Here is a 19,639-nt window from a genome sequence, read left to right as displayed (position 1 = left end):
CGAGGGGCTTTGCATGTCAGACGAAGAAACCCGGCACCTGATCGTCAGCCAGCCCGCCGGGGCGGCTTTTGCGCTGGCGGGCAGCGACCGGCACGATCCCTTGAGCCACCGGGTGCAGGCGGATTTTGTCCACCGCACCGACAAGCCGATGGTGCACATGCACCTGTGGGACGACGATTGCGCCTGCAAGCTGGAACACGAGGTCCGGTTCGACGCCGGTCCTGACAAGCCGGTGAACCTGGCCCACCGCTTTCCCGACACCCATGCGCAAAGCCACGAGATGAAGACGGCACTGGATGCGCCGATCCATCACGCGCTGCAGATGCGCACGCCGCTGCAGGTGCGGTTCTGCAACACCTGGCAGGTGGCCTCGGATTACACCGTCTCGGTCGGGCTGCGCGGCAAGCCGTTTCTGGATATCCGGCTGACCGGCGCCACCGTGGCCACGCCCAAGCCTTGCGATGACGACTGCGCCCCGGCGCCGCAGGTGGCCGTTCACCCATGAGCGATGCCAAAGACCCCGGCCCGCGCGATGCGGTGGCAGATCTGGTGGACAGCGCGCTGAAGCTGTCGGCCTCGGTGACGCAGGTGGTGGCCGAGGCGGTCTCGGGTCAGCCGCAACCCAACCGCGCCGGGGAAACCCCGCTGCAATCCATCATCCGCCATGGCAGCACGGCGGCAACGGCGATGTTCGCCACGGTGATGGCCGCCAGCCGCACCGCCCGCGCCGCCGAACCCGAACCGCCAAAGCCCGCTCCGGGTGCCACGGTCAGCGCCGGCACCACGCTGCGGGTGCCGCTGTCGGTGGACAATCCGGGGCAAGAGGTGATGGAGGCCATCACTCCGCGGCTGACCCAGGTGCTGCACGAAGGCGCACCGCAGGCCGGGCTGGTGGTCAGTTTCACCCCCGAAACCCTGACGGTGCAGCCGCGCGATTTCGAAAAGCTGGTGGTCAGCGTCGAGGTGCCCGCCGACGCCGCACCGGGCCGCTGGAGCGTCAGTTTCCGGCTGACCGATGGCGCCGACGACGCCCCGATAACCTTGAGTTTTCAAGTGGTTGCGGCCGGGTCTTAAGCGACCTTCTCTGCCCCGCGCGGCGCCGACAGGAAAGCATCCACCGCGCCCGAGCCCAGCGTCAGGCTGACCCCCAGCGCGTCAAAGCCAAGGTCCAGCGCCCGGTGCGAGCTGACCCGCAGCCCGCGCACCACCGGCACCGCCCGCGCCCGTTTCAGCAGCGGCTCGGAAACCGTCTGGTCGCGGATGGTCTCGGCCAGCCCGATCACGATCGACAACTCGCGCTCGGCCAGATTGCCCGCGACGATGGTGCCGCGACGCAGGCTGTCGGCCAGATCGCGCGCCGCCTGGGTCACCGATTCCAGCCCGCGCAGCGGATCAAGTTGCACGCCCGCCGCGGCGAGGTCTTCCTTTGAAGGCAAGTCAGCCATGACGCCAATTCCCTTTCCCGATGTGAACCCGAGCCCCGCACCTTCGGCACAGCGCATCCAAGCATCCTAACAGAAAAAACTGCCGTTGTGCAGCCCCATGGTTGCACCCCGGCACATTCGTCGATCAAGTCGGAAAAAATGGAATGGTGGGTGATAAGGGATTTGAACCCCTGACATCTTCGATGTGAACGAAGCGCTCTACCACTGAGCTAATCACCCGTGGAGCGCGTCTTAGCCGTTGTCTTCGGCGGCTGCAAGCGCTTCTTTCGCGGCTTTCCGGCCTGCACCGCCAGCCCCGCCACGCTTCAGCTTGACCACCAGCAACTCGCCCTCGGCCTGGTCTTTCTGCCGCCCGACGCGGGCCTTGCCCAAGGGCGGCAGGTTCAGATCCTCGCCCTTGGTCAGCGCATCACCCAGACTGGCCAGCGTCGCCACCACGATCTCCTTGATGCCCTTCTTCTTGCCGCCGGTGGCCTTCACCACCCGGTCCACCAGGTCCTTCAGCTTCAGCACCGAGGCGGCCTTGGCGTTGGCCGGTTTGGCTTTGGCGGCGGCAACCACAGCCCCTTCCACCGGCGCAGGATTTGCAGCCACCACGGGTTTGGCAGCCGGTTTGGCCGCCGGTTTGGCGGCAGCCTTCGGGGCGGGCCGGGCAGCCGGTTTCGCAGCCGGTTTGGCGGTAGAGGCGGGTTTGGGCGCGGTCATGGGCGATGTCCCGTTATTGTTGCGGTTCTGGCAACGAGACTACGCCAGATCGGCAGATAACGGAACTGCCAAGAAACAGAAAAGCCAAGCCTTTCCCCTGCCCCGCGGCATGAAAAAGGCGCGCCCCGCAGGACGCGCCCCTTGCTGTTCTGGCCGTTGCGCTTAGTGCGCGGTCTGCGCCGGGGCTGCCGCCCCACCCGCGGCCTTGGCGGCAGCGGCGGCTTCCTCGGCGGCCTCGTCCCATTCCACCGGCTCGGGCATCCGCACCAGGGCATGCCGCAGCACCTCGCGCACGTTGGAAACCGGGATGATCGTCATCCCCTGCTTCACGTTGTCGGGGATCTCGGTCAGATCCTTGGCGTTTTCCTCCGGGATCAGCACGGTCTTGATGCCGCCCCGAAGTGCTGCCAGCAGCTTTTCCTTCAAGCCGCCGATGGGCAGCACATTGCCACGCAGCGTCACCTCGCCGGTCATCGCCACGTCCTTCTTCACCGCGATCCCGGTCAGCACCGACACGATCGAGGTCACCATCGCCACGCCCGCACTCGGCCCGTCCTTCGGGGTTGCCCCTTCGGGAACGTGAACGTGGATGTCGATGGTCTCGAACTTCGGCGGCTTGATCCCCAGTTCCGGGCTGATCGAGCGCACGAAGCTGGAGGCCGCCTCGATGGATTCCTTCATCACGTCGCCCAGCTTGCCGGTGGTCTTCATCCGGCCCTTGCCGGGCAGGCGCAGCGCCTCGATCGACAGAAGCTCCCCCCCAACCGAGGTCCAGGCGAGGCCAGTAACAACCCCCACCTGATCAGTAGCCTCGGCCAGACCGTAACGGTAGCGTTTCACCCCCAGCCAGCTTTCCAGCGACTCGGGCGTCACCTCGACGGTCTTGGACTTGGCCTTGACGATTTCCGTAACCGCCTTGCGCGCCAGCTTGGCAATCTCGCGTTCCAGGTTCCGCACCCCGGCCTCGCGGGTATAGGTGCGGATGATCTCGGTCAGCGCCGCATCGGTGATCTTGAACTCGCCCTTGCGCAGCGCGTGGTTGGCGATCTGCTTGGGGATCAGGTGCCCCTTGGCAATCTCGCGCTTCTCGTCCTCGGTGTAGCCGGCCAGCGGGATGATCTCCATCCGGTCCAACAGCGGCGAGGGCATGTTGTAGCTGTTGGCGGTGGTGATGAACATCACGTTCGACAGGTCGTATTCGACCTCCAGGTAGTGGTCGGTGAAGGTCGAGTTCTGTTCGGGGTCCAGCACCTCCAGCATGGCGCTGGCCGGATCGCCGCGGAAATCCTGCCCCATCTTGTCAATTTCATCCAGCAGGATCAGCGGGTTGGTGGTTTTCGCCTTCTTCAGCGCCTGAATGATCTTGCCCGGCATCGAGCCGATATAGGTGCGCCGGTGGCCACGGATTTCGGATTCGTCGCGCACGCCGCCAAGGCTGATACGGATGAACTCGCGCCCCGTCGCCCGCGCCACCGACCGGCCAAGCGAGGTCTTGCCGACACCCGGAGGGCCGACCAGGCACAGGATCGGCCCCTTCAGCTTGGCCGAGCGCGCCTGCACCGCCAGGTATTCGACGATGCGTTCCTTGACCTTTTCCAGCCCGTAATGGTCGGCATCCAGCACCGCCTGGGCCTTGCCCAGATCCTTCTTGGTGCGCGATTTGGTGCCCCAGGGCACGCCCAAGAGCCAATCCAGATAGTTGCGCACCACCGTGGCTTCGGCGCTCATCGGCGACATGGATTTCAGCTTCTTCAGCTCGGCATCGGCCTTGTCGCGGGCTTCCTTGGAAAGCTGCGTCCTCGCGATGCGGGCTTCCAGCTCGGTCACCTCGTTCTGACCATCCTCGCCGTCGCCCAGCTCCTTCTGAATGGCCTTCATCTGCTCGTTCAGATAATATTCGCGCTGCGTGCGCTCCATCTGGGTCTTGACGCGGGACTTGATCTTCTTCTCGACCTGCAAGACCGACATTTCGCCCTGCATGTGGCCGTAAACCTTTTCCAGGCGTTCCGCGACGTCGAGCGTCTCCAGCAGCGCCTGTTTCAGCCCGACCTCGATGCCCAGATGGCCTGCCACCAGATCGGCAAGACGTGCCGGTTCGGTGGCATCAGACACCGCCGCCATCGCCTCTTCGGGGATGTTCTTCTTGACCTTGGCGTAACGCTCGAATTCCTCGGCCACGGTGCGCAAAAGCGCCTCGACCACCGCCGGATCGCCCGGCAGTTCGGTCAAGGGGGCCACGCGGGCCTCGAAATGGCTGTCGTTGGCGACGAATTCGGTGATGCGCACCCGCGACTTGCCCTCGACCAGCACCTTGACGGTGCCATCGGGAAGTTTCAGCAGTTGCAAGACGTTGGCCAAAACACCCGCGCGATAGATGCCGTCGGCGGCGGGGTCGTCAACGGTGGGGTCGATCTGGCTGGAAAGCAGGATCTGCCGGTCCTCGGCCATCACCACTTCCAAAGCCCGCACCGATTTTTCGCGCCCCACAAACAGCGGCACGATCATATGCGGGAACACCACGATATCGCGCAGCGGCAACACCGGGTAGCTGGGGAAAAGCTGGTCGCTCATGCTCTTGTCCTCGTATGGCAGGAGGGTCTGGCCCCGGTCATCGGCAGCGCGCCCCTCCCCTCTGTCAGCAGTCATATCTGGTGGCGGGGTGGCCCCGTGTCAACCATCGCTTGTCAGGAATGATGCGCCCGAGCGGGTGTGGGGGCAAGGGCACAATCGAGCGCCCCTTCCCCCTGCCAAACCGGCGGTGACACGGTGCCGCAGGGGCGCTGCAGCGGCGGCAATCCGCGAAATCGTCGGAATCCGGCCCTGATCGCGCCGCAATCGCGGCGGAAATCCGATGCTGTGAGCCCCCGAGGAAACTGAATAGAATGTTCCACATTTTCCGCCCGAATCCCGATGCCGCAGCGAAGATGCACCCCGCAGATGCCGCGCTGGCACCGCCCGATTCGGCCTGCATGATGGAGGTGATCGCCCAGGTGATGGCCGGGCTGATGCAGACCGGCAGTTTTCTGGGTTGCATGAACGCGGCGGCAGGCTTTCAGGTGCAGCCGATGCCGAACGGCATGCAGGTCGCCGCCAGCCGCGAGAGGTCCGCAGGCGTGGTGATGGCCGAAACGGTGGTCGGCATCCAGTTCGCCCGTGCCACCGCGGTGCGGCTGGCGCTGGTGGCGGCCTCGGTTTATTTCAAGAACGCCTTCAAGGCCGAACCCGACTGGAAGCTGCAGGAAACCGCGGGGCGGCAAAAGATGACGGCTGATATTTCGCTGAACGCCAACGCCTACCTGTCGGTGATCTGCGAGGACGGGCTGGTGGACAGCCAGTTTGACGGCAAGGTTGAACCCGGCGCGACCATCCTGCTGGAACTGCGGCGCAAGAACTGACCGGACCGCCCCGCCGTCCGGACCCAAGAATTTTCGAAAATTCTTGGCAAAATCCTTCCAAGGATTTTGTCTTTCCCGGCCTTACAGCGGTTCGATATCCCCCGCCGCCCGCTGGGCATGGAAATCCGCCGCAAAATCGCCCAGCCGCCCCGCCGCAATCGCCCCGCGCAAGCCTGCCATCAGGTCCTGATAATATTGCAGATTGTGCCAGGTCAGCAGCATCGAGGCGATGATCTCGCCGCTTTTGAACACATGATGCAGATAGGCGCGGCTGTAGCTGCGGCAGGCCGGGCAGGTGCAGGCCTCGTCCAGGGGCCGCGGGTCATCCATATGCCGGGCGTTCTTGATATTGACCACACCGTGCCGGGTGAACGCCTGCCCGGTGCGCCCGGACCGCGAGGGCAGCACGCAATCCATCATGTCGATGCCGCGCTGCACCGCCCCCACGATGTCGTCGGGCTTGCCCACCCCCATCAGGTAGCGCGGCTTGTCCTCGGGCAGCATTCCGGGCGCGTAGTCCAGCACCGAAAACATCGCCTCCTGCCCCTCGCCCACCGCAAGGCCGCCCACGGCATAGCCGTCAAAGCCGATCGCGGTCAGCGCCTTGGCGGATTGCTCGCGCAACTCCCGCGTCACGCCGCCCTGCATGATGCCGAACAGCGCGTGGCCGGGCCGGCTCCCAAAGGCATCGCGAGAGCGTTGCGCCCAACGCATCGACAGCGCCATGCTTTTCGCCACCTCGGCATCGGTGGCGGGCAGCGCCGGGCATTCGTCGAAACACATCACGATATCGCTGCCCAGCAGCTTCTGGATCTCCATGCTGCGTTCGGGGCTGAGCATGTGTTTCGAGCCGTCGATGTGGCTGGAAAACGTCACGCCATCTTCGGTCAGCTTGCGCAAGGACGCCAGGCTCATCACCTGAAAACCGCCGGAATCCGTCAGGATCGGCCGGTCCCAGTTCATGAAGCGGTGCAGCCCGCCCAGCCGGGCAATCCGCTCGGCGGTGGGGCGCAGCATCAGGTGATAGGTGTTGCCCAGCAGGATATCGGCACCCGTGGCGCGCACCGAGTCCGGCAGCATCGCCTTCACCGTCGCCGCCGTGCCCACCGGCATGAAGGCGGGCGTCCTGATCTCGCCACGCGGGGTCGAGATCACGCCCGTCCGCGCCGCGCCATCGCGTGCCGCCACCTGAAACCCGAAGCCCTGTGCCATCGCCGCGCCCTGCCTGCAAACCCGCCGCCGTCATGCGGCAATTCCGGCGGCTTGCCAAGGCCCTGAACCGGGGCTGGTCGGCCATGCCCTGCCCGTGGCCATGCCGCCGCCGCAATCTGCGTGCAGAACGGGGCAGCTTTGGCAATCGGCGTCGTCCCATGATTCTGCAAAACCCGCATTTCTCGGCGCTCGGCAACGATCCGGGTCTGTCCGCAGGGCTGGCGGTGATCTGCCTGTTGCTGGTCGGCTGGGTGGTCACCCGGTTCAGTCGCAAGCGCCGCCGCACCCCAAGCTTGCGGTCAGGACCAACCCCGGGGCGCAAGGTGGTGCCCTTTGCCGTGCCGCAAGTGGCCGCAATGACCAACCCGCACGCCCAGATGGATGCCATTGCCGCCGTCGAATTCGAGGTCTGCACCCTGCTGAACCGCGAGGAGGCCCGATTGCTTCCGGTGCTGGAGAGCGTGATCCGCGAGGTTGGCGACGGCCACCGGGTCATGGCGCAAACATCGCTGGGCGAGGTGATCCGGCCACGGCAAGGCTTTGGCTCGGATGCCGACCGTCAGGCCGCCTTCGCCTCGATCAACTCCAAACGGCTGGATTTCGCGGTGTTCAACCGCGCCGGCCGCTTGGTCGCCGCCATCGAATATCAGGGCAGCGGCCACTACCAGAACCGCGCCTTCCTGCGCGATTCCGTCAAGCGCGAGGCGGTGCGCAAGGCCGGGGTGCCCTATATCGAGGTCGATGCGAACTTCACCGCGGGCGAGGTGACGGCCCGGCTGCGCCGCATCCTGACCGCCAACACCCTGCCCCCCAGCGCCGCAGCAGACATCACGGTGATCGAAAGCCTCTGAAACCTACCCTGCCACCGCCGCTGCCACATCCTCGGGCGTGCCCACCGCGCGGGTCACAGCCCCCGTAGCCGTGCGCTTGATCATGCCGGAAAGCGCCTTGCCCGCACCGATTTCCCAGAACTCGGTCACCCCGGCCCCTTGCATCCACAGCACCGATTCCCGCCAGCGCACCGAGCCTGTGACCTGCGCCACCAGCAGATCGCGGATGCGGTCAGGCTCGGTCACAGCCTCGGCCCGCACGTTCACCACCACCGGCACCGAAGGCGCTGCAATCACCACCCCCGCCAAAGCCTCGGCCATCACCGCCGCCGCAGGCTGCATCAGCGCGCAATGGAAAGGCGCGCTGACCGGCAGCAACAGCGCCCGCTTGGCACCCCGCGCCTTGGCGATCTCCAACGCCCGCTCCACCGCGCCCTTGTGGCCGGAAACCACCACCTGCCCCGGATCGTTGTCATTCGCCGCCTGACACACTTCCCCTTGCGCCGCCTCTGCCGCCACTTCCACCGCAGCGGCAAAATCGAGGCCCAGCAGCGCCGCCATCGCCCCCACACCCACCGGCACCGCCTCCTGCATCGCCGCCCCGCGGATGCGCAACAGCCGCGCCGTATCAGCCAGCCCCAAGGCCCCCGCCGCACAAAGCGCCGAATATTCCCCCAAGCTGTGTCCCGCCACAAACGCCGCCGTCTCGACTCCGATCCCCTCGGCCTGCAACGCCCGCAGCGCCGCAATCGAGGTCGCCATCAGCGCCGGCTGCGCGTTCTGCGTCAGCGTCAGCGCCGCGATGTCGCCCTGCCAGATCAGCGCCGACAGCTTCTCGCCCAAGGCCTCGTCCACCTCGTCGAACACCGCCTTCGCCGCCGGATAGGCCGCAGCAAGCGCCTGCCCCATGCCGATGGTCTGTGCCCCTTGCCCCGGAAAAACGAATGCGCGGCTCATCTTGGTCCCCTTTTCAACCCTGCCCTTGGTTACTCCGCCCCCGGCCCGGGTGCAATCTTTCGCACAAGGCCTGTGCGCCGCACCCCGTATAAGGCCCCGGCCCGCCCTGCTACCTTCCCGGCAACAGGAGAAACCCCATGCGCAACACAACCCGATCCTACGGCAAAGCCGCCCGCAGCCTGCATTGGCTGACCGCCCTGCTGATCCTGACCGCCATCCCGCTTGGCCTTTACGCCAATGCCCTGCCGGTGGACGGCGCCGAGGCCGCCGCAGCCAAGGCCGCCGTTTTCTCGCTGCACAAGACCCTCGGCATCGCCACCTTCTTCGTGGCCCTGCTGCGCATCGCCTACATGCTGACCGAAACCCGCCCCGCGCCGCTGCACCCCGAACGGCGGCTGGAAACCTTCGCCGCCGAGGCGACCCACTGGCTGCTGTACCTCTCGCTGCTGGCGGTGCCACTGTCGGGCTGGGTGCATCACGCCGCCACCTCCGGCTTCGCGCCGATCCTGTGGCCGCTGGGGCAAGACCTGCCCTTGGTGCCGAAATCCGAAAGCCTGGCCGCTGCGGCCAGCGCCCTGCACTGGGTGTTCACCAAGCTTATGGCCGCAGCAATCCTGCTGCACGTTGCAGGCGCGCTGAAACACGCCCTGATCGACCGCGATTCCACCCTGGCCCGCATGCTGCGCGGCACCCCTGCAGGCCAAACCCATGCCAGCCGCGCCACCAAACCGCTGCTGACCGCCCTCGCCGTCTATATCCTCGGCGCGGGCCTCGCCGTCGCCCTGATCCCGCCCGCCCCCACGGCGCAAGCCCCGCAGACCGCCACCAGCGGCAACTGGCAAATCACCTCCGGCACCCTGAGCTTCTCGGTCTCCCGCCTCGGCACCGCGGTCGAAGGCAGCTTTGCCACCTGGTCGGCCGAGATCACCTTCGACCCCGAGGCCGCCACCGGCAACCACGTCACCGCCCGCATCGACACCAGCTCCCTGACCCTCGGTGCTGTCACCGACCAGGCCAAAGGCCCCGAGTTCCTGAACGCCGCCTTGCACCCCACGGCCATCTTCACCGCCGAGATCACCGCCGATGGCACAGCCTACCTTGCCACCGGCACCCTGTCGCTGCACGGCATCAGCCAGCCGCTGACCCTGCCCTTCACCCTGCAGATCACCGGCGACACCGCACAGATGCAAGGCACCGCGACCCTCGACCGCCGCGCCTTCCAGATCGGCACCGCCTACCCCGACGAGGCCACCGTGGGCTTCCCCGTCACCGTCAGTATCGCCCTGACCGCCACCCGCCGCTGACCGCAAACGCAAAAGGCCGCCAGGTTTCCCCGGCGGCCTTTCCTTACGCTTGCAGCCGGATCACTCCGCCTTCATCGCCTCGATCGAGATCGTCACCGGCACTTCATCCGACACATAGGGCGCAAACGCCCCCAGCCCGAAATCCGACCGCAGCAACGCGGTGGTGGCGCTGAACCCCAGCCACGGCTTCTTTTCCATCGGATGCTCGCCCGCGGCGTTCAGCACCGCGTCCAGCACCACCGGCTTGGTGACACCATTCAGGGTGAAATCGCCGGTGATCTTCGCGGTCTTCTCGCCCGTCACCTCGATGCCGGTCGAGACAAACGACACCATCTCGTCATCGGTGGCGCCAAAGAAATCCGGCGTCATAAAATGATCAAACCGCGCCTGCCAGCCGGTCAGCATGGTCTTGACCGGAAACGCCACCGACACCGACGATGCGGCGGGGGCCTCGGCGTCAAAGCTGATGGTCCCCTCGAAGCCCGAGAACATCGCGGTGGTGGTCGAATAGCCCAGGTGGTTGTAGCTGAACACGATCTGCGAATGGCTGGGGTCCAGCACATAGGCCTCGGGGGCGGCAAAGGCCGGGGCGGCCAGCAGCGCGCCGATCAGCGCGACAGGGGTGAAACGCATGGGTAAGATCTCCGGTTCTGGTAAACGATTGCTCTGCCGAAGAATTCCGGCTGCCCCCAACTTGCCCGATCCGCCGCCCCGCCTCAATGCACAGCCCCGAACAGCCCCTGTTCACCGCCGAACACTCACAACTGCGTGGCCCGGCTAAAGCACCGCCGCCAGCACGTTCACCGTCAGCGCCAGCACCCCCAGATTGAACAGAAAGGCGATGATCCCCTGCACCATCACCACCCGCCGCAAACTGCGCGCCAGCACCGGCACGTCCGACACCTGACTGGTCATGCCGATCACGAAGGAGAAATAGCAGAAATCGGCAAAGATCGGCGGCTCGGCCCCCGGAAACCCCAAACCGCCCACATCCTTGCCGCCCGCCTGATCATAGAACACATGCGCATAGTGAAAGGCGAAGACCAGATTGACAAACAGCCAGGCCGAAAGCAGCGTCCCCACCAGCAGCGCGAAACTTCCCATATCCTGCGCCTGCCGCCCGCCGATCAACTGCGCCAACGCCAGCACCACCACCACCAGCGCACTGACCGACACCAGCAACAGCAAGCCCCGCCCGCCATCGTCCCGCGCCGCCCGCGCCCGCATCCGGTCGGGATGATCGTCCAGCCACAACGGCAGACAGGTCGCCAGAAACACCGCCGCCGCCGCATCAAAGCCGATCACGATCCCCGACACCGCGCCAAGGCCCCAGGCCGCCGCCCCGCCCACCAGCGCCAACACCGCCAGAAACACCAGAAATCGCGGATGCCGCACCCCATGCCCTCCAATCGCCCCGCTCACCCTAAGCCCGCCCTCCCCCACAAGCAATTCCACCCCTTCCCCATTCTCCTTTGCGAAAATATCCTCGGGGGGTGAGGCCGAAGGCCGAGGGGGGCAGACAGCCCCCCTGCTTGCCCCCCCGCAAATCCCCACAATTTCAATACCCTGCCAAATCGAAACCCACCAATCTTCCCGCTTGCATCCCCCCAGCCCGCCGTGTAGAAACCCGCATCTTGCCGCAGTCCCTTGACCCGGCGCATCCCCTCGTGGTCCGGCAGCGGCAAGCACACGCCCGACCGATGAAATGCGCCCAGACAGAACGGAGCCTACATGCCGCTTTACGAGCATGTCATGATCGCGCGTCAGGATATTTCCTCGACGCAGGCCGAAAGCCTCATCGAACACTTCTCCACGGTCATCGCGGACAACGGCGGCAAAGTCGTTGAACACGAATACTGGGGCGTCAAGACGATGGCCTACAAGATCAACAAGAATCGCAAGGGCCACTATGCCTTCCTGAAAACCGACGCGCCGTCGGCGGCCATTCAGGAAATGGAACGCCTTGCCCGCCTGCATGACGACGTGATGCGCGTGCTGACCATCAAGGTCGATGCCCATGTCGAAGGGCCCTCGGTCCAGATGCAGAAGCGTGACGAGCGTGACCGCGGCGACCGGCCCGAAGGCGGCTTTGGCGGCGAACGCCGCGAACGCCCGGCCTTTGGTGATCGTCCCGAACGCAGTGGCGGCGACCGTGGCGGCTTCGGTGGTGACCGGGGCGGCTTCGGCGGCGGCCCGCGTCGCTGATCCCCAGACAGGAAAGGACCAACCAAATGGCGACCAAACCGTTTTTCCGCCGCCGCAAGGTCTGCCCGTTCTCGGGCGACAATGCACCGGCCATCGACTACAAAGACACCCGCACCCTGCAGCGCTACATCTCCGAGCGTGGCAAGATCGTGCCCTCGCGCATCACCGCGGTCTCGGCCAAGAAGCAACGCGAACTGGCCACGGCCATCAAGCGCGCCCGCTTCCTTGCCCTGCTGCCCTATGCCGTGCGCTAAGGAGCAAAACCCATGCAAGTCATTCTTCTGCAACGCGTGGCCAAGCTTGGCCAGATGGGCGAAGTCGTCAACGTGAAAGACGGCTTCGCGCGCAACTTCCTTTTGCCGCAAGGCAAGGCGCTGCGTGCCAATGCCGCCAACATCGCCTCGTTCGAGGCCAAGAAGGTGCATCTCGAAGCCGAGAACCTGGAAACCCGCAAGGAAGCCGAAGTCGTCGGCACCAAGCTCGATGGCCAGATCTTCGTGGTCATCCGCTCGGCTTCCGATTCGGGCGCGCTTTACGGCTCGGTCACCACGCGTGACGCCGCCGAGGTTGCCACCGCCGCCGGGTTCAGCGTGAACCGGGCGCAAGTGGTGCTCGACCGTCCGATCAAGGATCTGGGCCTGCACGCGGTTTCCGTGGTGCTGCACCCGGAAGTCGTGGTCAAGATCACCCTGAACGTCGCCCGTTCGGTCGAAGAGGCCGAACTGCAAGCCTCGGGCAAGTCGATCCAGGAACTGGCAGCCGAAGCCGAAGCCGAAGCCGATTTCGAAATCGCCAACCTGTTCGACGAAATGGGTGCGGCGCAGGACGGCGAAGACCTCTAAGGCCTTCCCAACCGCAATCAAAGGCCGCGTCGGGCAACCGGCGCGGCCTTTGCCTTGTCGGGCAGCGGCACGGATTTGCCCGTGCGTGTTGCGCAGATCGGCGCGCGGTGTCAGGATCAGCACTGGCCGCGGCCTCGATCCGCAGCGGCCTGATGCCAAACGCCCTTCGCCGCCATCGCACGGCGCCGGGCCGAAGGAGGCGCGTGTGAAAGACCTAGCGGACCACGGGCCAGAGCCGCTTTTTGCCGCCCAGCAGGCCGGGGTGGAAAACCGCCGGTTGACCTTCGGGCTGGCCGAGCGCCGCACCGCGCTGCACCGGCTGGCTTCGGCCATCCGCGCCCATAAGGCGGCCATCATCGCAGCCCTGGCACAGGATTTCGGCAAGCCCGAGGCCGAGGTGATCCTGACCGAGATCCTGCCGGTCTTGCAGGAGATCAGCCACACCTCGCGGCATCTGCGCCGCTGGATGCGGCCGCGCCGGGTGGCACCGACGCTGACGACCTTCGGCACCTCGGCGCGCATCGCCCCGCAGGCGCGCGGGGTCTGCCTGATCATCGCCCCCTGGAATTACCCGTTCAACCTGGCGCTGGGGCCGCTGGTGTCCTGTCTGGCGGCGGGCAACAGCGCCATCGTGAAGCCCTCGGAACTGACACCCGCCACCTCGGCGCTGCTGGCGCGGCTGTTGGCCGACACCTTCCCGCCCGACCTGGTGGCGGTGGTCGAGGGCGGCAAGGAAGTGGCGCAGGCGCTGCTGGCGCTGCCGTTCGATCACATCTTTTTCACCGGCAGTCCGGAGGTGGGCAAGATCGTGATGGCGGCGGCAGCGCAGCATCTGGCCTCGGTCACGCTGGAGCTGGGCGGCAAATCCCCGGCCATCATCGGCCCGGATGCCGATCTGGAGCAGGCGGCGAAATGGCTGGCCTTCGGCAAGTTCGCCAATGCCGGCCAGACCTGCATCGCGCCCGATCATCTGTTCGTGCATGTCGCGGTCAAGGACCGCTTTCTGGCGCTGCTGCGCGAGCGCATCGCCCATGCCTATGGTTCAGGCCCCACCAGCCCAAATCTGGCGCGGATCGTCAACGACGCCCATGCCGCCCGCCTGGCCGGGCTGACCCGCGACGCGCTGTCCCGCGGTGCGCGCCTGCTGCTGGACGGTGGCCAGCAAGGCCGCGGGCTTGGCCCGACGCTGATCGAGGCGATCACCCCGGAAATGGCCATCGACCGCGAAGAGATCTTCGGCCCGATCCTGCCGATAATCGCCTATGACGATCTGGCCGAGGTTCTGGCCCGCATCAACGCCCGCCCCAAGCCGCTGGCGCTGTATGTCTTTGACCGAACCCGCGCCCGGGTGGACCGGATCATCGCCGCCACCAGTTCCGGCGCGGTCGGGGTGAACCTGACGATGCTGCACTACAGCCATCCCGGCCTGCCGTTCGGCGGCGTCAACAATTCCGGCATCGGGGCTGCGCATGGGCTGCACGGCTTCCGCGCCTTCAGTCACGAACGCGCGATCCTTGCCAACCGCTTTTCGGCGCTGCCGCTGCTGTTCCCGCCCTATACAAGCGGGGTGAACCGGCTGACCGGGATGATCGGACGGCTGCTGGGGTGATCCGTGACCGGGCACCAGGGACCCGCGCAGGATCAAGCGTGATGCGCGCGGATTCGCGTGACAGAACCTGCCCTGACCCACTTCGTGCTGTCCGGGTGCATCCCGTTTCAGAAGGCACCGGGCCAAACACCACCCAAGCTATTGATCAGATTGGTGCACCCGACACGATTCGAACGTGTGGCCTCTGCCTTCGGAGGGCAGCGCTCTATCCAGCTGAGCTACGGGTGCTTCGCGCGTTTTATAGCCGCTTCGCAAACCAGTCGCAACCCAAACCGCAACCCAAACCGCAACCCAAACCGCAGCCCAATCCGCAGCCATACCACCGCTTCATTGCACCCGGTGATAGTCGATCCGGGTGATGCCTACCGATCCACTCAGCTGGACGCCATCGAACTGCTCCAGAACCCAGGTTTCCGATGGCGGCGGATATTGCGCCACCCCGGCATACCATTTGGGCTCATAGTCATCGACTGCGAAATGCACCCAGTTTTCAGCCACGCGGTAAGGCCCGCTGGTCATGGTCATCAACTGCCCAAGGACATGGCTGCGTTGGTAATGGCCGTCGGGAAAGAACATCACCTCGCCCGAAATCACCAGATCACCGGTGATCTCCGCGCCTTGCCAGACCCCAACAAGATCGGCCTCGCTCAGGGTGTTCTGCGCCCGCGAGGCCACGCCCACCGCCACGCCCGTGCACACGGCCAATGCCAGAAAGAAACGGCTCCGGTTCAGAGAATTGTCGCGCATGTCGCACCTCTCCGAGTTGTCACCAACGGCGGAATTTCACGACCAACATGGCAAAATCGCCATGACATGCGTCAAGGAAGCACAAAAGACGCGCGGGCGCGGCCTGTCGGAGGCTCGCAGGCACCCGCGACGTTTCAGCCGCGGGCGCTGCGGATGTTGGCCCGGGCCAGCAGCACCACCGCGGCCAGCCCCACCAGCATCACCAGCAAAGCCGCGGGCGCCGCCTCGCCAAGCCGCTCCAGGCTGGCCTGTTCCTGGGTGCGGGTGGCCAGGGTGTTGAAGTTGAAGGGCCGCAGCAGCAGCGTCGCCGGCAGTTCCTTGACGCAATCGACGAACACCACCAGCAGTGCCGTGGCGACCGAGCCGCGCATCAACGGCAGATAGACGCTGCGCAAGGTGCCGCCCGCGCCGCGCCCCAGCGACCGCGCCGCCAGCGGCAGATTGGGCGAGATTCGCCCGAAGGCCGCATCCACCGCGCCCTGGGCAATGGCAAAGAACCGCACCACATAGGCCAGCACGATCGCCGCCGAAGTGCCGGTCAGCAGCAGGCCGGGGTCATGCCCGGTCAGCGCCAGTATGCCATCCGCCAGCCGATGGTCCAGCGCCGCCAGCGGCACCAGCAGGCCCACCGCCAGCACCGCTCCGGGTGCGGCATAGCCCAAAGTCGTCACCGGCAGCATCAGGCGTGGCAAGGCGCGGCCCGAAAGCTGCACGCCGTAAACCAGAAACAGCGCCGCCGCCACCGTCAGCGCCGCCGCCGAGCCACCGACCAGCAACGTGTTGACCAGCGCCTGCCCCAGCCCGGGCGAAACCCAGGCCTGCGGGTTGCGCAGCGCATGCCCCGCCATCACCGCCACCGGCAACACGAAGCCCATCCCGAACGGCACCGCGCACAGCCCCATGGCCAGCAACCCGCGAGCCCCCGGCAAAACCGTCGGTTCCACCGGACGGCTGGCCCGCGACAGCCGGTGATAGCGGGCGTTGCGGCGACTGCTGCGCTCCAGCGCCAGCAACAGCACGATCACCGCCAGCATCACCAGCGCGATCTGCGCCGCCCCCCCGGCATTACCCCCGGTCAGCCAGACCGAAAAGATGCCGGTGGTCAGGGTCTGCACCCCGAAATGCGTGGCGGTGCCGTAATCAGCCACCGTCTCCATCAAGGCCAGCGCCACGCCGGTGGCAATCGCCGGTCGCGCCAGTGGCAGGCCGACCCGGAAAAACAGCCCCCATGGCCCGGCGCCCAAGGCCCGTGCCACCTCGTAGGAGCAGCCCGACTGCTCGCGGAACGCCGCCCGCGCCAGCAGATAGACGTAAGGATACAGCGCCGCCGCCAGCACCAGCACCGCCGCCCAACGCGAGCGCACCTCGGGGAACCAGTAGTCGCGCGCCGAGGCATAGCCCGCGGCGCTGCGCAGGCCCACCTGCACCACGCCGGAATAATCGAAGAAATCCACCAGCGCATAGGCGCCGACATAGGCCGGCACCGCCAGCGGGAACAGCAGCGCCACATCCAGAACCCGACTGCCGGGAAAGCGATACATCGTCACCAGCCAGGCCGCCCCCGCCCCCACCGCGGCGGTCAGCAGCCCCACCCCCAGCATCAGCACCGCGGTATTTGCCAGATAGCGCGGCAGCACCGAGGCCAGCAGATGCGGCCAGATGTTTTCCACCGGATGAAAGGCGATCCACAGCACCGACAAGATCGGCGCCGCCACCAGGGCGGCAATCAGCAGCGCCCCCAGCGACCACAGATCGGGGCGCGGCAGCCTGCGGGGCTGAACTTGACTGTTTTGCTTGGTCATCACCGCCCCGAATTACAGGAAACCGGTTTAACTGTCCAGAAAAGCCCGTATAGTCGCGCCAGCAAAACCGCCTTTTCAAACGCTGGACCCCGACACCCGATGCGCATCGTCTATCACCTCGGCGCCCATTGCACCGATGAAGAGCGGCTGCTGAAATGCCTGCTGAAGAACCGCGGCGCGCTGTCGGCGCAGGGTATCGTGGTGCCCGGCCCTGCCCGCTACCGCAGCCTGATCCGCGATACCGCCATCACCCTGAAAGGCACCGCCGCCAGCCGCGACACCCAGGCGCTGGTGCTGGATCAGATCATGGACGAAGACGTGGCCGAACGGCTGGTGCTTTCGTGGGACGGATTTCTGTCGTTCCCGCAATGGGTTCTGAAAGGCTCGCTCTACCCTTCGGGCGGCGAGCGGCTGCGCGCCATCACCCAGATCTTCCCCGAAATCGACGCCGAGTTTCACCTGGCCATCCGCAACCCGGCCACCTTCCTGCCCTGCCTGCTGAAAAAGCTGCGCGGCAAAAGCTATGCCGAGTTCATCGAGGGCAGTCAGCCCATGGACCTGCGCTGGTCGGACCTGATCGAGAATATCCTGGCCCGCAACCCCGGCGTGCCGCTGCATGTGTGGTGCGACGAGGACACGCCGCTGATCTGGCCCGAGGTGCTGCAATCGGTGTCGGGCCACGCGCCGCTGACCCGGCTTGACGATTGCGACGACCTGCTGGCCTCGATCATGACCGAAGACGGCTTCCGCCGCATGACCGGCTATCTGGACAGCCATGCGCCGCAGACCGTGGAACAGCGGCGGCGCATCGTTTCGGCGTTTCTGGACAAGTTCGCCCGGCCCGAGCAGATCGACCTGGAGCTGCAGATGCCCGGCTGGACCGAGGATCTGGTGGCGGCGATGACCCTGCAATACGAACAGGATGCCGCCTGGATCGCGCAGATGCCGGGCGTCACCTTTCTGGCGCCGTAAGGCTCAGGCCATCCCCAGCGCGGTCTTGTAAAGCTCCAGCACCGCTTCTTCCTCGGCGATGTCGTCGGGCTTGCGCTTGCGCAGCGCCACCACCTTGCGCAGCACCTTGGTGTCATAGCCGCGACCCTTGGCTTCGGCCATCAACTCTTTCTGCTGCTCGGTCACGTCCTTCTTTTCGGCTTCCAGTTGTTCGAAGCGTTCGATGAACTGGCGCAGCTCTTCGGCGGTGACGGCGTAGTTGTCGGTCGGATCGGACATGGCGGCCTCGTTTTCTGCGGTGCGGATTGCCGCCCTCCCTACCCTTGGCCGGGGGCCGGATCAAGCCGCCGCGGTCACAGAATCTGCGCCATCCGCGCGAAGTTGAGCCGCGGCCCGCGGGGTTGCACCTGTGCGGGGTCGCCGTGGCCGAGGTTGATCAGAAAGTTCACCTCCCAGGGCCGACCGTCCAGAAAGGCTGCCGCCACCTTGGCCGCATCGAAACCCGACATCGGCCCGCAATCCAGACCCAGCGCCCGCGCGGCCAGTATGAAATAGCCCGCCTGCAAGGTGCCGTTGCGCTGTGCCGAAGCCCGCGCCCCGTCGGGATTGCCCTCGAAAATGCCCTGCGCCGCCGGAAAGGCCGGAAACAGCTCTGGCAGGTTGCGCCAGAATTCCAGATCAAAGCAGATGATCGCCGTTGCCGGGGCCGCCATGGTCTTTTCCAGATTGCCCGCACTCAGCGCCGGAGCCAGCCGCGCCTTGGCCGCGGGCGAGCGCACGAAGATCACCCGCAGCGGCTGCTGGTTGAAGGCGGTCGGCCCCATCGCCGCCAGAGCCAGCGCCTGTTGCAGCGTGGCATCGGTCACCGGGCGGCCGTCCCAGCCGTAATGGGTCCGGGCGTCGCGAAACAGCAGGTCCAGCCCATCGGGGGCGATTTCGCCCAGCCTTTGCCGCATGTTCCGCACCGCTGCTGCTGCAGACTCGTCCATCCCGACACCTCGTGTTGCGCGGGCCTTGTCTTGGCCCGACGCCTCGGTTACGCCGAAGCGGCGCAAAGGGAAAGCCCCTGCCGCAGCCGCCAGCAACGAAGGGACAAGACCATGCAATATCTGATCTGGATCGGTGCGGTGCTGTCGCTGGCCGGGGTGGGCGGGCTGATCTGGTGCATCTTTCTGGCGATGCAGGCCCGCCGTGCCAAACTGCCCGACGAGGTGCTGCGCGCCCGGCTGCAGCATGTGGTGATGCTGAACATGGCGGCCCTTGGGGTTTCGGTGATCGGGCTGATGGCGGTGGTGGCGGGCATCCTGCTGGGCTGATCTACCCGGCGTTCATGTCGGAAAAATGCAGGCCCATGCCGATCAACTGGTCGATCAGCGGCGCCACGCCCCAAAGTTCCGGCGCCTCCTCGGCCCAAAGCCGCAAATCGCGGCGCAGCACCATCAGCCCCTCGGTATCGGCCCAGTGCATCGGCCCACCCTGCCAGCGCGGAAAGCCCATCGCCAGAAACAGCGCGGCATCAATGTCCGAGGGCCGCAGCGCCGCCCCAGACCCCACCAGCCGCGCGCCCTCGTTGGCCATCGCCGAAAGCACCCGGCGGCGGATCGCCTCGGCCTCGGCGCGGGCGGGCAGCGCGCC

Annotated in this window: 23 protein-coding genes and 2 tRNA genes; 11 read left to right on the top strand and 14 right to left on the bottom strand. The window is 66.2% G+C overall.

Annotation, left to right across the window (positions count from 1 at the left end; genetic code table 11):
• The first annotated feature begins 13 nt into the window (after positions 1-13).
• The gene (locus RSW2DRAFT_RS05020; protein ID WP_008028691.1) at positions 14-505 is read left to right on the top strand and encodes a hypothetical protein; all 492 of its coding nucleotides are present in this window, start codon (positions 14-16) and stop codon (positions 503-505) included.
• Complete coding sequence (locus RSW2DRAFT_RS05015) at positions 502-1,074, top strand: hypothetical protein (RefSeq protein WP_008028689.1); 573 nt, start codon at positions 502-504, stop codon at positions 1,072-1,074. The genes RSW2DRAFT_RS05020 and RSW2DRAFT_RS05015 overlap by 4 nt, the downstream gene beginning before the upstream one ends.
• Here RSW2DRAFT_RS05015 and RSW2DRAFT_RS05010 read toward each other — a convergent pair.
• The 4 genes from RSW2DRAFT_RS05010 to lon all read right to left on the bottom strand — a co-directional run bounded on the left by RSW2DRAFT_RS05010 (position 1,071) and on the right by lon (position 4,721).
• A complete protein-coding gene (locus tag RSW2DRAFT_RS05010) occupies positions 1,071-1,445 on the bottom strand; it encodes a hypothetical protein (RefSeq protein ID WP_040671646.1) in 375 nt (124 codons plus the stop codon). The genes RSW2DRAFT_RS05015 and RSW2DRAFT_RS05010 overlap by 4 nt on opposite strands.
• Positions 1,446-1,589: 144 nt before the next feature.
• Positions 1,590-1,664: transfer RNA gene (locus RSW2DRAFT_RS05005), tRNA-Val, on the bottom strand.
• Positions 1,665-1,676: 12 nt separating this feature from the next.
• Complete coding sequence (locus RSW2DRAFT_RS17125) at positions 1,677-2,150, bottom strand: HU family DNA-binding protein (RefSeq protein ID WP_008028685.1); 474 nt, start codon at positions 2,148-2,150, stop codon at positions 1,677-1,679.
• Positions 2,151-2,312: 162 nt separating this feature from the next.
• Positions 2,313-4,721 carry an endopeptidase La gene (gene lon / locus RSW2DRAFT_RS04995; RefSeq protein WP_008028683.1) on the bottom strand — a complete coding sequence of 803 codons (2,409 nt, stop codon included), beginning with the start codon at positions 4,719-4,721 and terminating at the stop codon, positions 2,313-2,315.
• A 311-nt stretch (positions 4,722-5,032) separates the two neighbouring features.
• Here lon and RSW2DRAFT_RS04990 point away from each other — a divergent pair, with 311 nt between their 5' ends.
• The gene (locus RSW2DRAFT_RS04990; protein ID WP_008028681.1) at positions 5,033-5,545 is read left to right on the top strand and encodes a hypothetical protein; all 513 of its coding nucleotides are present in this window, start codon (positions 5,033-5,035) and stop codon (positions 5,543-5,545) included.
• Positions 5,546-5,626: 81 nt separating this feature from the next.
• Here RSW2DRAFT_RS04990 and tgt read toward each other — a convergent pair whose 3' ends face one another.
• The gene (tgt, locus tag RSW2DRAFT_RS04985) at positions 5,627-6,757 is read right to left on the bottom strand and encodes a tRNA guanosine(34) transglycosylase Tgt (protein ID WP_008028680.1); all 1,131 of its coding nucleotides are present in this window, start codon (positions 6,755-6,757) and stop codon (positions 5,627-5,629) included.
• Positions 6,758-6,915: 158 nt separating this feature from the next.
• Between tgt and RSW2DRAFT_RS17120 the strand changes: the two genes are divergently transcribed.
• Entirely contained in the window at positions 6,916-7,608 is a 693-nt protein-coding gene (locus RSW2DRAFT_RS17120) for a DUF2726 domain-containing protein (RefSeq protein ID WP_008028678.1), read from the top strand.
• 3 nt (positions 7,609-7,611) lie between these two features.
• On the opposite strand, the gene fabD is transcribed toward RSW2DRAFT_RS17120, so the two are convergent.
• Positions 7,612-8,544 carry an ACP S-malonyltransferase gene (fabD, locus tag RSW2DRAFT_RS04975; protein ID WP_008028675.1) on the bottom strand — a complete coding sequence of 311 codons (933 nt, stop codon included), beginning with the start codon at positions 8,542-8,544 and terminating at the stop codon, positions 7,612-7,614.
• Positions 8,545-8,681: 137 nt separating this feature from the next.
• On the opposite strand from fabD, the gene RSW2DRAFT_RS04970 reads away from it, so the two are divergent.
• On the top strand, positions 8,682-9,848 hold the full coding sequence (locus tag RSW2DRAFT_RS04970) for a cytochrome b/b6 domain-containing protein (protein ID WP_008028673.1): 1,167 nt from the start codon (positions 8,682-8,684) through the stop codon (positions 9,846-9,848).
• A gap of 60 nt (positions 9,849-9,908) precedes the next feature.
• On the opposite strand, the gene RSW2DRAFT_RS04965 is transcribed toward RSW2DRAFT_RS04970, so the two are convergent.
• Entirely contained in the window at positions 9,909-10,481 is a 573-nt protein-coding gene (locus tag RSW2DRAFT_RS04965) for a YceI family protein (RefSeq protein ID WP_008028671.1), read from the bottom strand.
• A 144-nt stretch (positions 10,482-10,625) separates the two neighbouring features.
• Positions 10,626-11,243 (bottom strand): DUF1345 domain-containing protein, encoded by a 618-nt coding sequence (locus tag RSW2DRAFT_RS18225; protein WP_008028669.1) that lies wholly within the window; start codon positions 11,241-11,243, stop codon positions 10,626-10,628.
• A 336-nt stretch (positions 11,244-11,579) separates the two neighbouring features.
• On the opposite strand from RSW2DRAFT_RS18225, the gene rpsF reads away from it, so the two are divergent.
• From rpsF to RSW2DRAFT_RS04940, 4 genes are all read left to right on the top strand, one after another.
• Positions 11,580-12,053, top strand: coding sequence for a 30S ribosomal protein S6 (rpsF, locus tag RSW2DRAFT_RS04955; RefSeq protein ID WP_008028667.1), 474 nt, complete (start codon positions 11,580-11,582; stop codon positions 12,051-12,053).
• A 26-nt stretch (positions 12,054-12,079) separates the two neighbouring features.
• Positions 12,080-12,307 (top strand): 30S ribosomal protein S18, encoded by a 228-nt coding sequence (rpsR, locus tag RSW2DRAFT_RS04950; protein ID WP_008028665.1) that lies wholly within the window; start codon positions 12,080-12,082, stop codon positions 12,305-12,307.
• A 12-nt stretch (positions 12,308-12,319) separates the two neighbouring features.
• Positions 12,320-12,895 (top strand): 50S ribosomal protein L9, encoded by a 576-nt coding sequence (gene rplI, locus RSW2DRAFT_RS04945; protein WP_008028664.1) that lies wholly within the window; start codon positions 12,320-12,322, stop codon positions 12,893-12,895.
• A 205-nt stretch (positions 12,896-13,100) separates the two neighbouring features.
• On the top strand, positions 13,101-14,504 hold the full coding sequence (locus RSW2DRAFT_RS04940; protein ID WP_008028661.1) for an aldehyde dehydrogenase family protein: 1,404 nt from the start codon (positions 13,101-13,103) through the stop codon (positions 14,502-14,504).
• Positions 14,505-14,655: 151 nt separating this feature from the next.
• Here the strand turns inward: RSW2DRAFT_RS04940 and RSW2DRAFT_RS04935 are convergent.
• From RSW2DRAFT_RS04935 to RSW2DRAFT_RS04925, 3 genes are all read right to left on the bottom strand, one after another.
• A tRNA-Arg gene (locus RSW2DRAFT_RS04935) sits at positions 14,656-14,732 on the bottom strand.
• Positions 14,733-14,831: 99 nt separating this feature from the next.
• Positions 14,832-15,251, bottom strand: coding sequence for a hypothetical protein (locus RSW2DRAFT_RS04930; protein ID WP_008028659.1), 420 nt, complete (start codon positions 15,249-15,251; stop codon positions 14,832-14,834).
• A gap of 134 nt (positions 15,252-15,385) precedes the next feature.
• Positions 15,386-17,053: an ABC transporter permease gene (locus tag RSW2DRAFT_RS04925; RefSeq protein WP_008028658.1), complete on the bottom strand. Its 1,668-nt coding sequence runs from the start codon at positions 17,051-17,053 to the stop codon at positions 15,386-15,388.
• A 99-nt stretch (positions 17,054-17,152) separates the two neighbouring features.
• Between RSW2DRAFT_RS04925 and RSW2DRAFT_RS04920 the strand changes: the two genes are divergently transcribed.
• Positions 17,153-18,025, top strand: a complete 873-nt coding sequence (locus tag RSW2DRAFT_RS04920; protein WP_008028654.1) for a hypothetical protein — start codon at positions 17,153-17,155, stop codon at positions 18,023-18,025.
• Between the two features lie 3 nt (positions 18,026-18,028).
• Here the strand turns inward: RSW2DRAFT_RS04920 and RSW2DRAFT_RS04915 are convergent, their stop codons facing one another.
• Positions 18,029-18,283 carry a DUF2312 domain-containing protein gene (locus tag RSW2DRAFT_RS04915; protein ID WP_008028653.1) on the bottom strand — a complete coding sequence of 85 codons (255 nt, stop codon included), beginning with the start codon at positions 18,281-18,283 and terminating at the stop codon, positions 18,029-18,031.
• A 74-nt stretch (positions 18,284-18,357) separates the two neighbouring features.
• On the bottom strand, positions 18,358-18,993 hold the full coding sequence (locus RSW2DRAFT_RS04910; RefSeq protein ID WP_008028651.1) for a malonic semialdehyde reductase: 636 nt from the start codon (positions 18,991-18,993) through the stop codon (positions 18,358-18,360).
• Positions 18,994-19,104: 111 nt separating this feature from the next.
• On the opposite strand from RSW2DRAFT_RS04910, the gene RSW2DRAFT_RS04905 reads away from it, so the two are divergent.
• Positions 19,105-19,320: a hypothetical protein gene (locus tag RSW2DRAFT_RS04905; protein WP_008028649.1), complete on the top strand. Its 216-nt coding sequence runs from the start codon at positions 19,105-19,107 to the stop codon at positions 19,318-19,320.
• Between the two features lies 1 nt (position 19,321).
• Here the strand turns inward: RSW2DRAFT_RS04905 and RSW2DRAFT_RS04900 are convergent.
• Positions 19,322-19,639, bottom strand: a 318-nt coding sequence (locus RSW2DRAFT_RS04900; protein ID WP_008028647.1) for a 3-hydroxyacyl-CoA dehydrogenase family protein, incomplete at its 5' end; no start/stop codon positions are given.

Source organism: Rhodobacter ferrooxidans (assembly GCF_000176015.1).
GTDB classification, from domain to species: Bacteria; Pseudomonadota; Alphaproteobacteria; order Rhodobacterales; family Rhodobacteraceae; genus Pseudorhodobacter_B; species Pseudorhodobacter_B ferrooxidans.
Note: the sequence above shows the minus strand (reverse complement) of the source record. Positions and strands in the feature narration are given on the sequence as shown.

Excerpts from the sequence above, each read along its gene's own strand:
- RSW2DRAFT_RS05020 (WP_008028691.1), top strand. The coding sequence starts at position 14 with ATGTCAGACGAAGAAACCCGGCACCTGATCGTCAGCCAGCCCGCCGGG.
- RSW2DRAFT_RS05015 (WP_008028689.1), top strand. The coding sequence starts at position 502 with ATGAGCGATGCCAAAGACCCCGGCCCGCGCGATGCGGTGGCAGATCTG.
- RSW2DRAFT_RS05010 (WP_040671646.1), bottom strand. The coding sequence starts at position 1,445 with ATGGCTGACTTGCCTTCAAAGGAAGACCTCGCCGCGGCGGGCGTGCAA.
- RSW2DRAFT_RS17125 (WP_008028685.1), bottom strand. The coding sequence starts at position 2,150 with ATGACCGCGCCCAAACCCGCCTCTACCGCCAAACCGGCTGCGAAACCG.
- lon (WP_008028683.1), bottom strand. The coding sequence starts at position 4,721 with ATGAGCGACCAGCTTTTCCCCAGCTACCCGGTGTTGCCGCTGCGCGAT.
- RSW2DRAFT_RS04990 (WP_008028681.1), top strand. The coding sequence starts at position 5,033 with ATGTTCCACATTTTCCGCCCGAATCCCGATGCCGCAGCGAAGATGCAC.
- tgt (WP_008028680.1), bottom strand. The coding sequence starts at position 6,757 with ATGGCACAGGGCTTCGGGTTTCAGGTGGCGGCACGCGATGGCGCGGCG.
- RSW2DRAFT_RS17120 (WP_008028678.1), top strand. The coding sequence starts at position 6,916 with ATGATTCTGCAAAACCCGCATTTCTCGGCGCTCGGCAACGATCCGGGT.
- fabD (WP_008028675.1), bottom strand. The coding sequence starts at position 8,544 with ATGAGCCGCGCATTCGTTTTTCCGGGGCAAGGGGCACAGACCATCGGC.
- RSW2DRAFT_RS04970 (WP_008028673.1), top strand. The coding sequence starts at position 8,682 with ATGCGCAACACAACCCGATCCTACGGCAAAGCCGCCCGCAGCCTGCAT.
- RSW2DRAFT_RS04965 (WP_008028671.1), bottom strand. The coding sequence starts at position 10,481 with ATGCGTTTCACCCCTGTCGCGCTGATCGGCGCGCTGCTGGCCGCCCCG.
- rpsF (WP_008028667.1), top strand. The coding sequence starts at position 11,580 with ATGCCGCTTTACGAGCATGTCATGATCGCGCGTCAGGATATTTCCTCG.
- rpsR (WP_008028665.1), top strand. The coding sequence starts at position 12,080 with ATGGCGACCAAACCGTTTTTCCGCCGCCGCAAGGTCTGCCCGTTCTCG.
- rplI (WP_008028664.1), top strand. The coding sequence starts at position 12,320 with ATGCAAGTCATTCTTCTGCAACGCGTGGCCAAGCTTGGCCAGATGGGC.
- RSW2DRAFT_RS04930 (WP_008028659.1), bottom strand. The coding sequence starts at position 15,251 with ATGCGCGACAATTCTCTGAACCGGAGCCGTTTCTTTCTGGCATTGGCC.
- RSW2DRAFT_RS04925 (WP_008028658.1), bottom strand. The coding sequence starts at position 17,053 with ATGACCAAGCAAAACAGTCAAGTTCAGCCCCGCAGGCTGCCGCGCCCC.
- RSW2DRAFT_RS04920 (WP_008028654.1), top strand. The coding sequence starts at position 17,153 with ATGCGCATCGTCTATCACCTCGGCGCCCATTGCACCGATGAAGAGCGG.
- RSW2DRAFT_RS04915 (WP_008028653.1), bottom strand. The coding sequence starts at position 18,283 with ATGTCCGATCCGACCGACAACTACGCCGTCACCGCCGAAGAGCTGCGC.
- RSW2DRAFT_RS04910 (WP_008028651.1), bottom strand. The coding sequence starts at position 18,993 with ATGGACGAGTCTGCAGCAGCAGCGGTGCGGAACATGCGGCAAAGGCTG.
- RSW2DRAFT_RS04905 (WP_008028649.1), top strand. The coding sequence starts at position 19,105 with ATGCAATATCTGATCTGGATCGGTGCGGTGCTGTCGCTGGCCGGGGTG.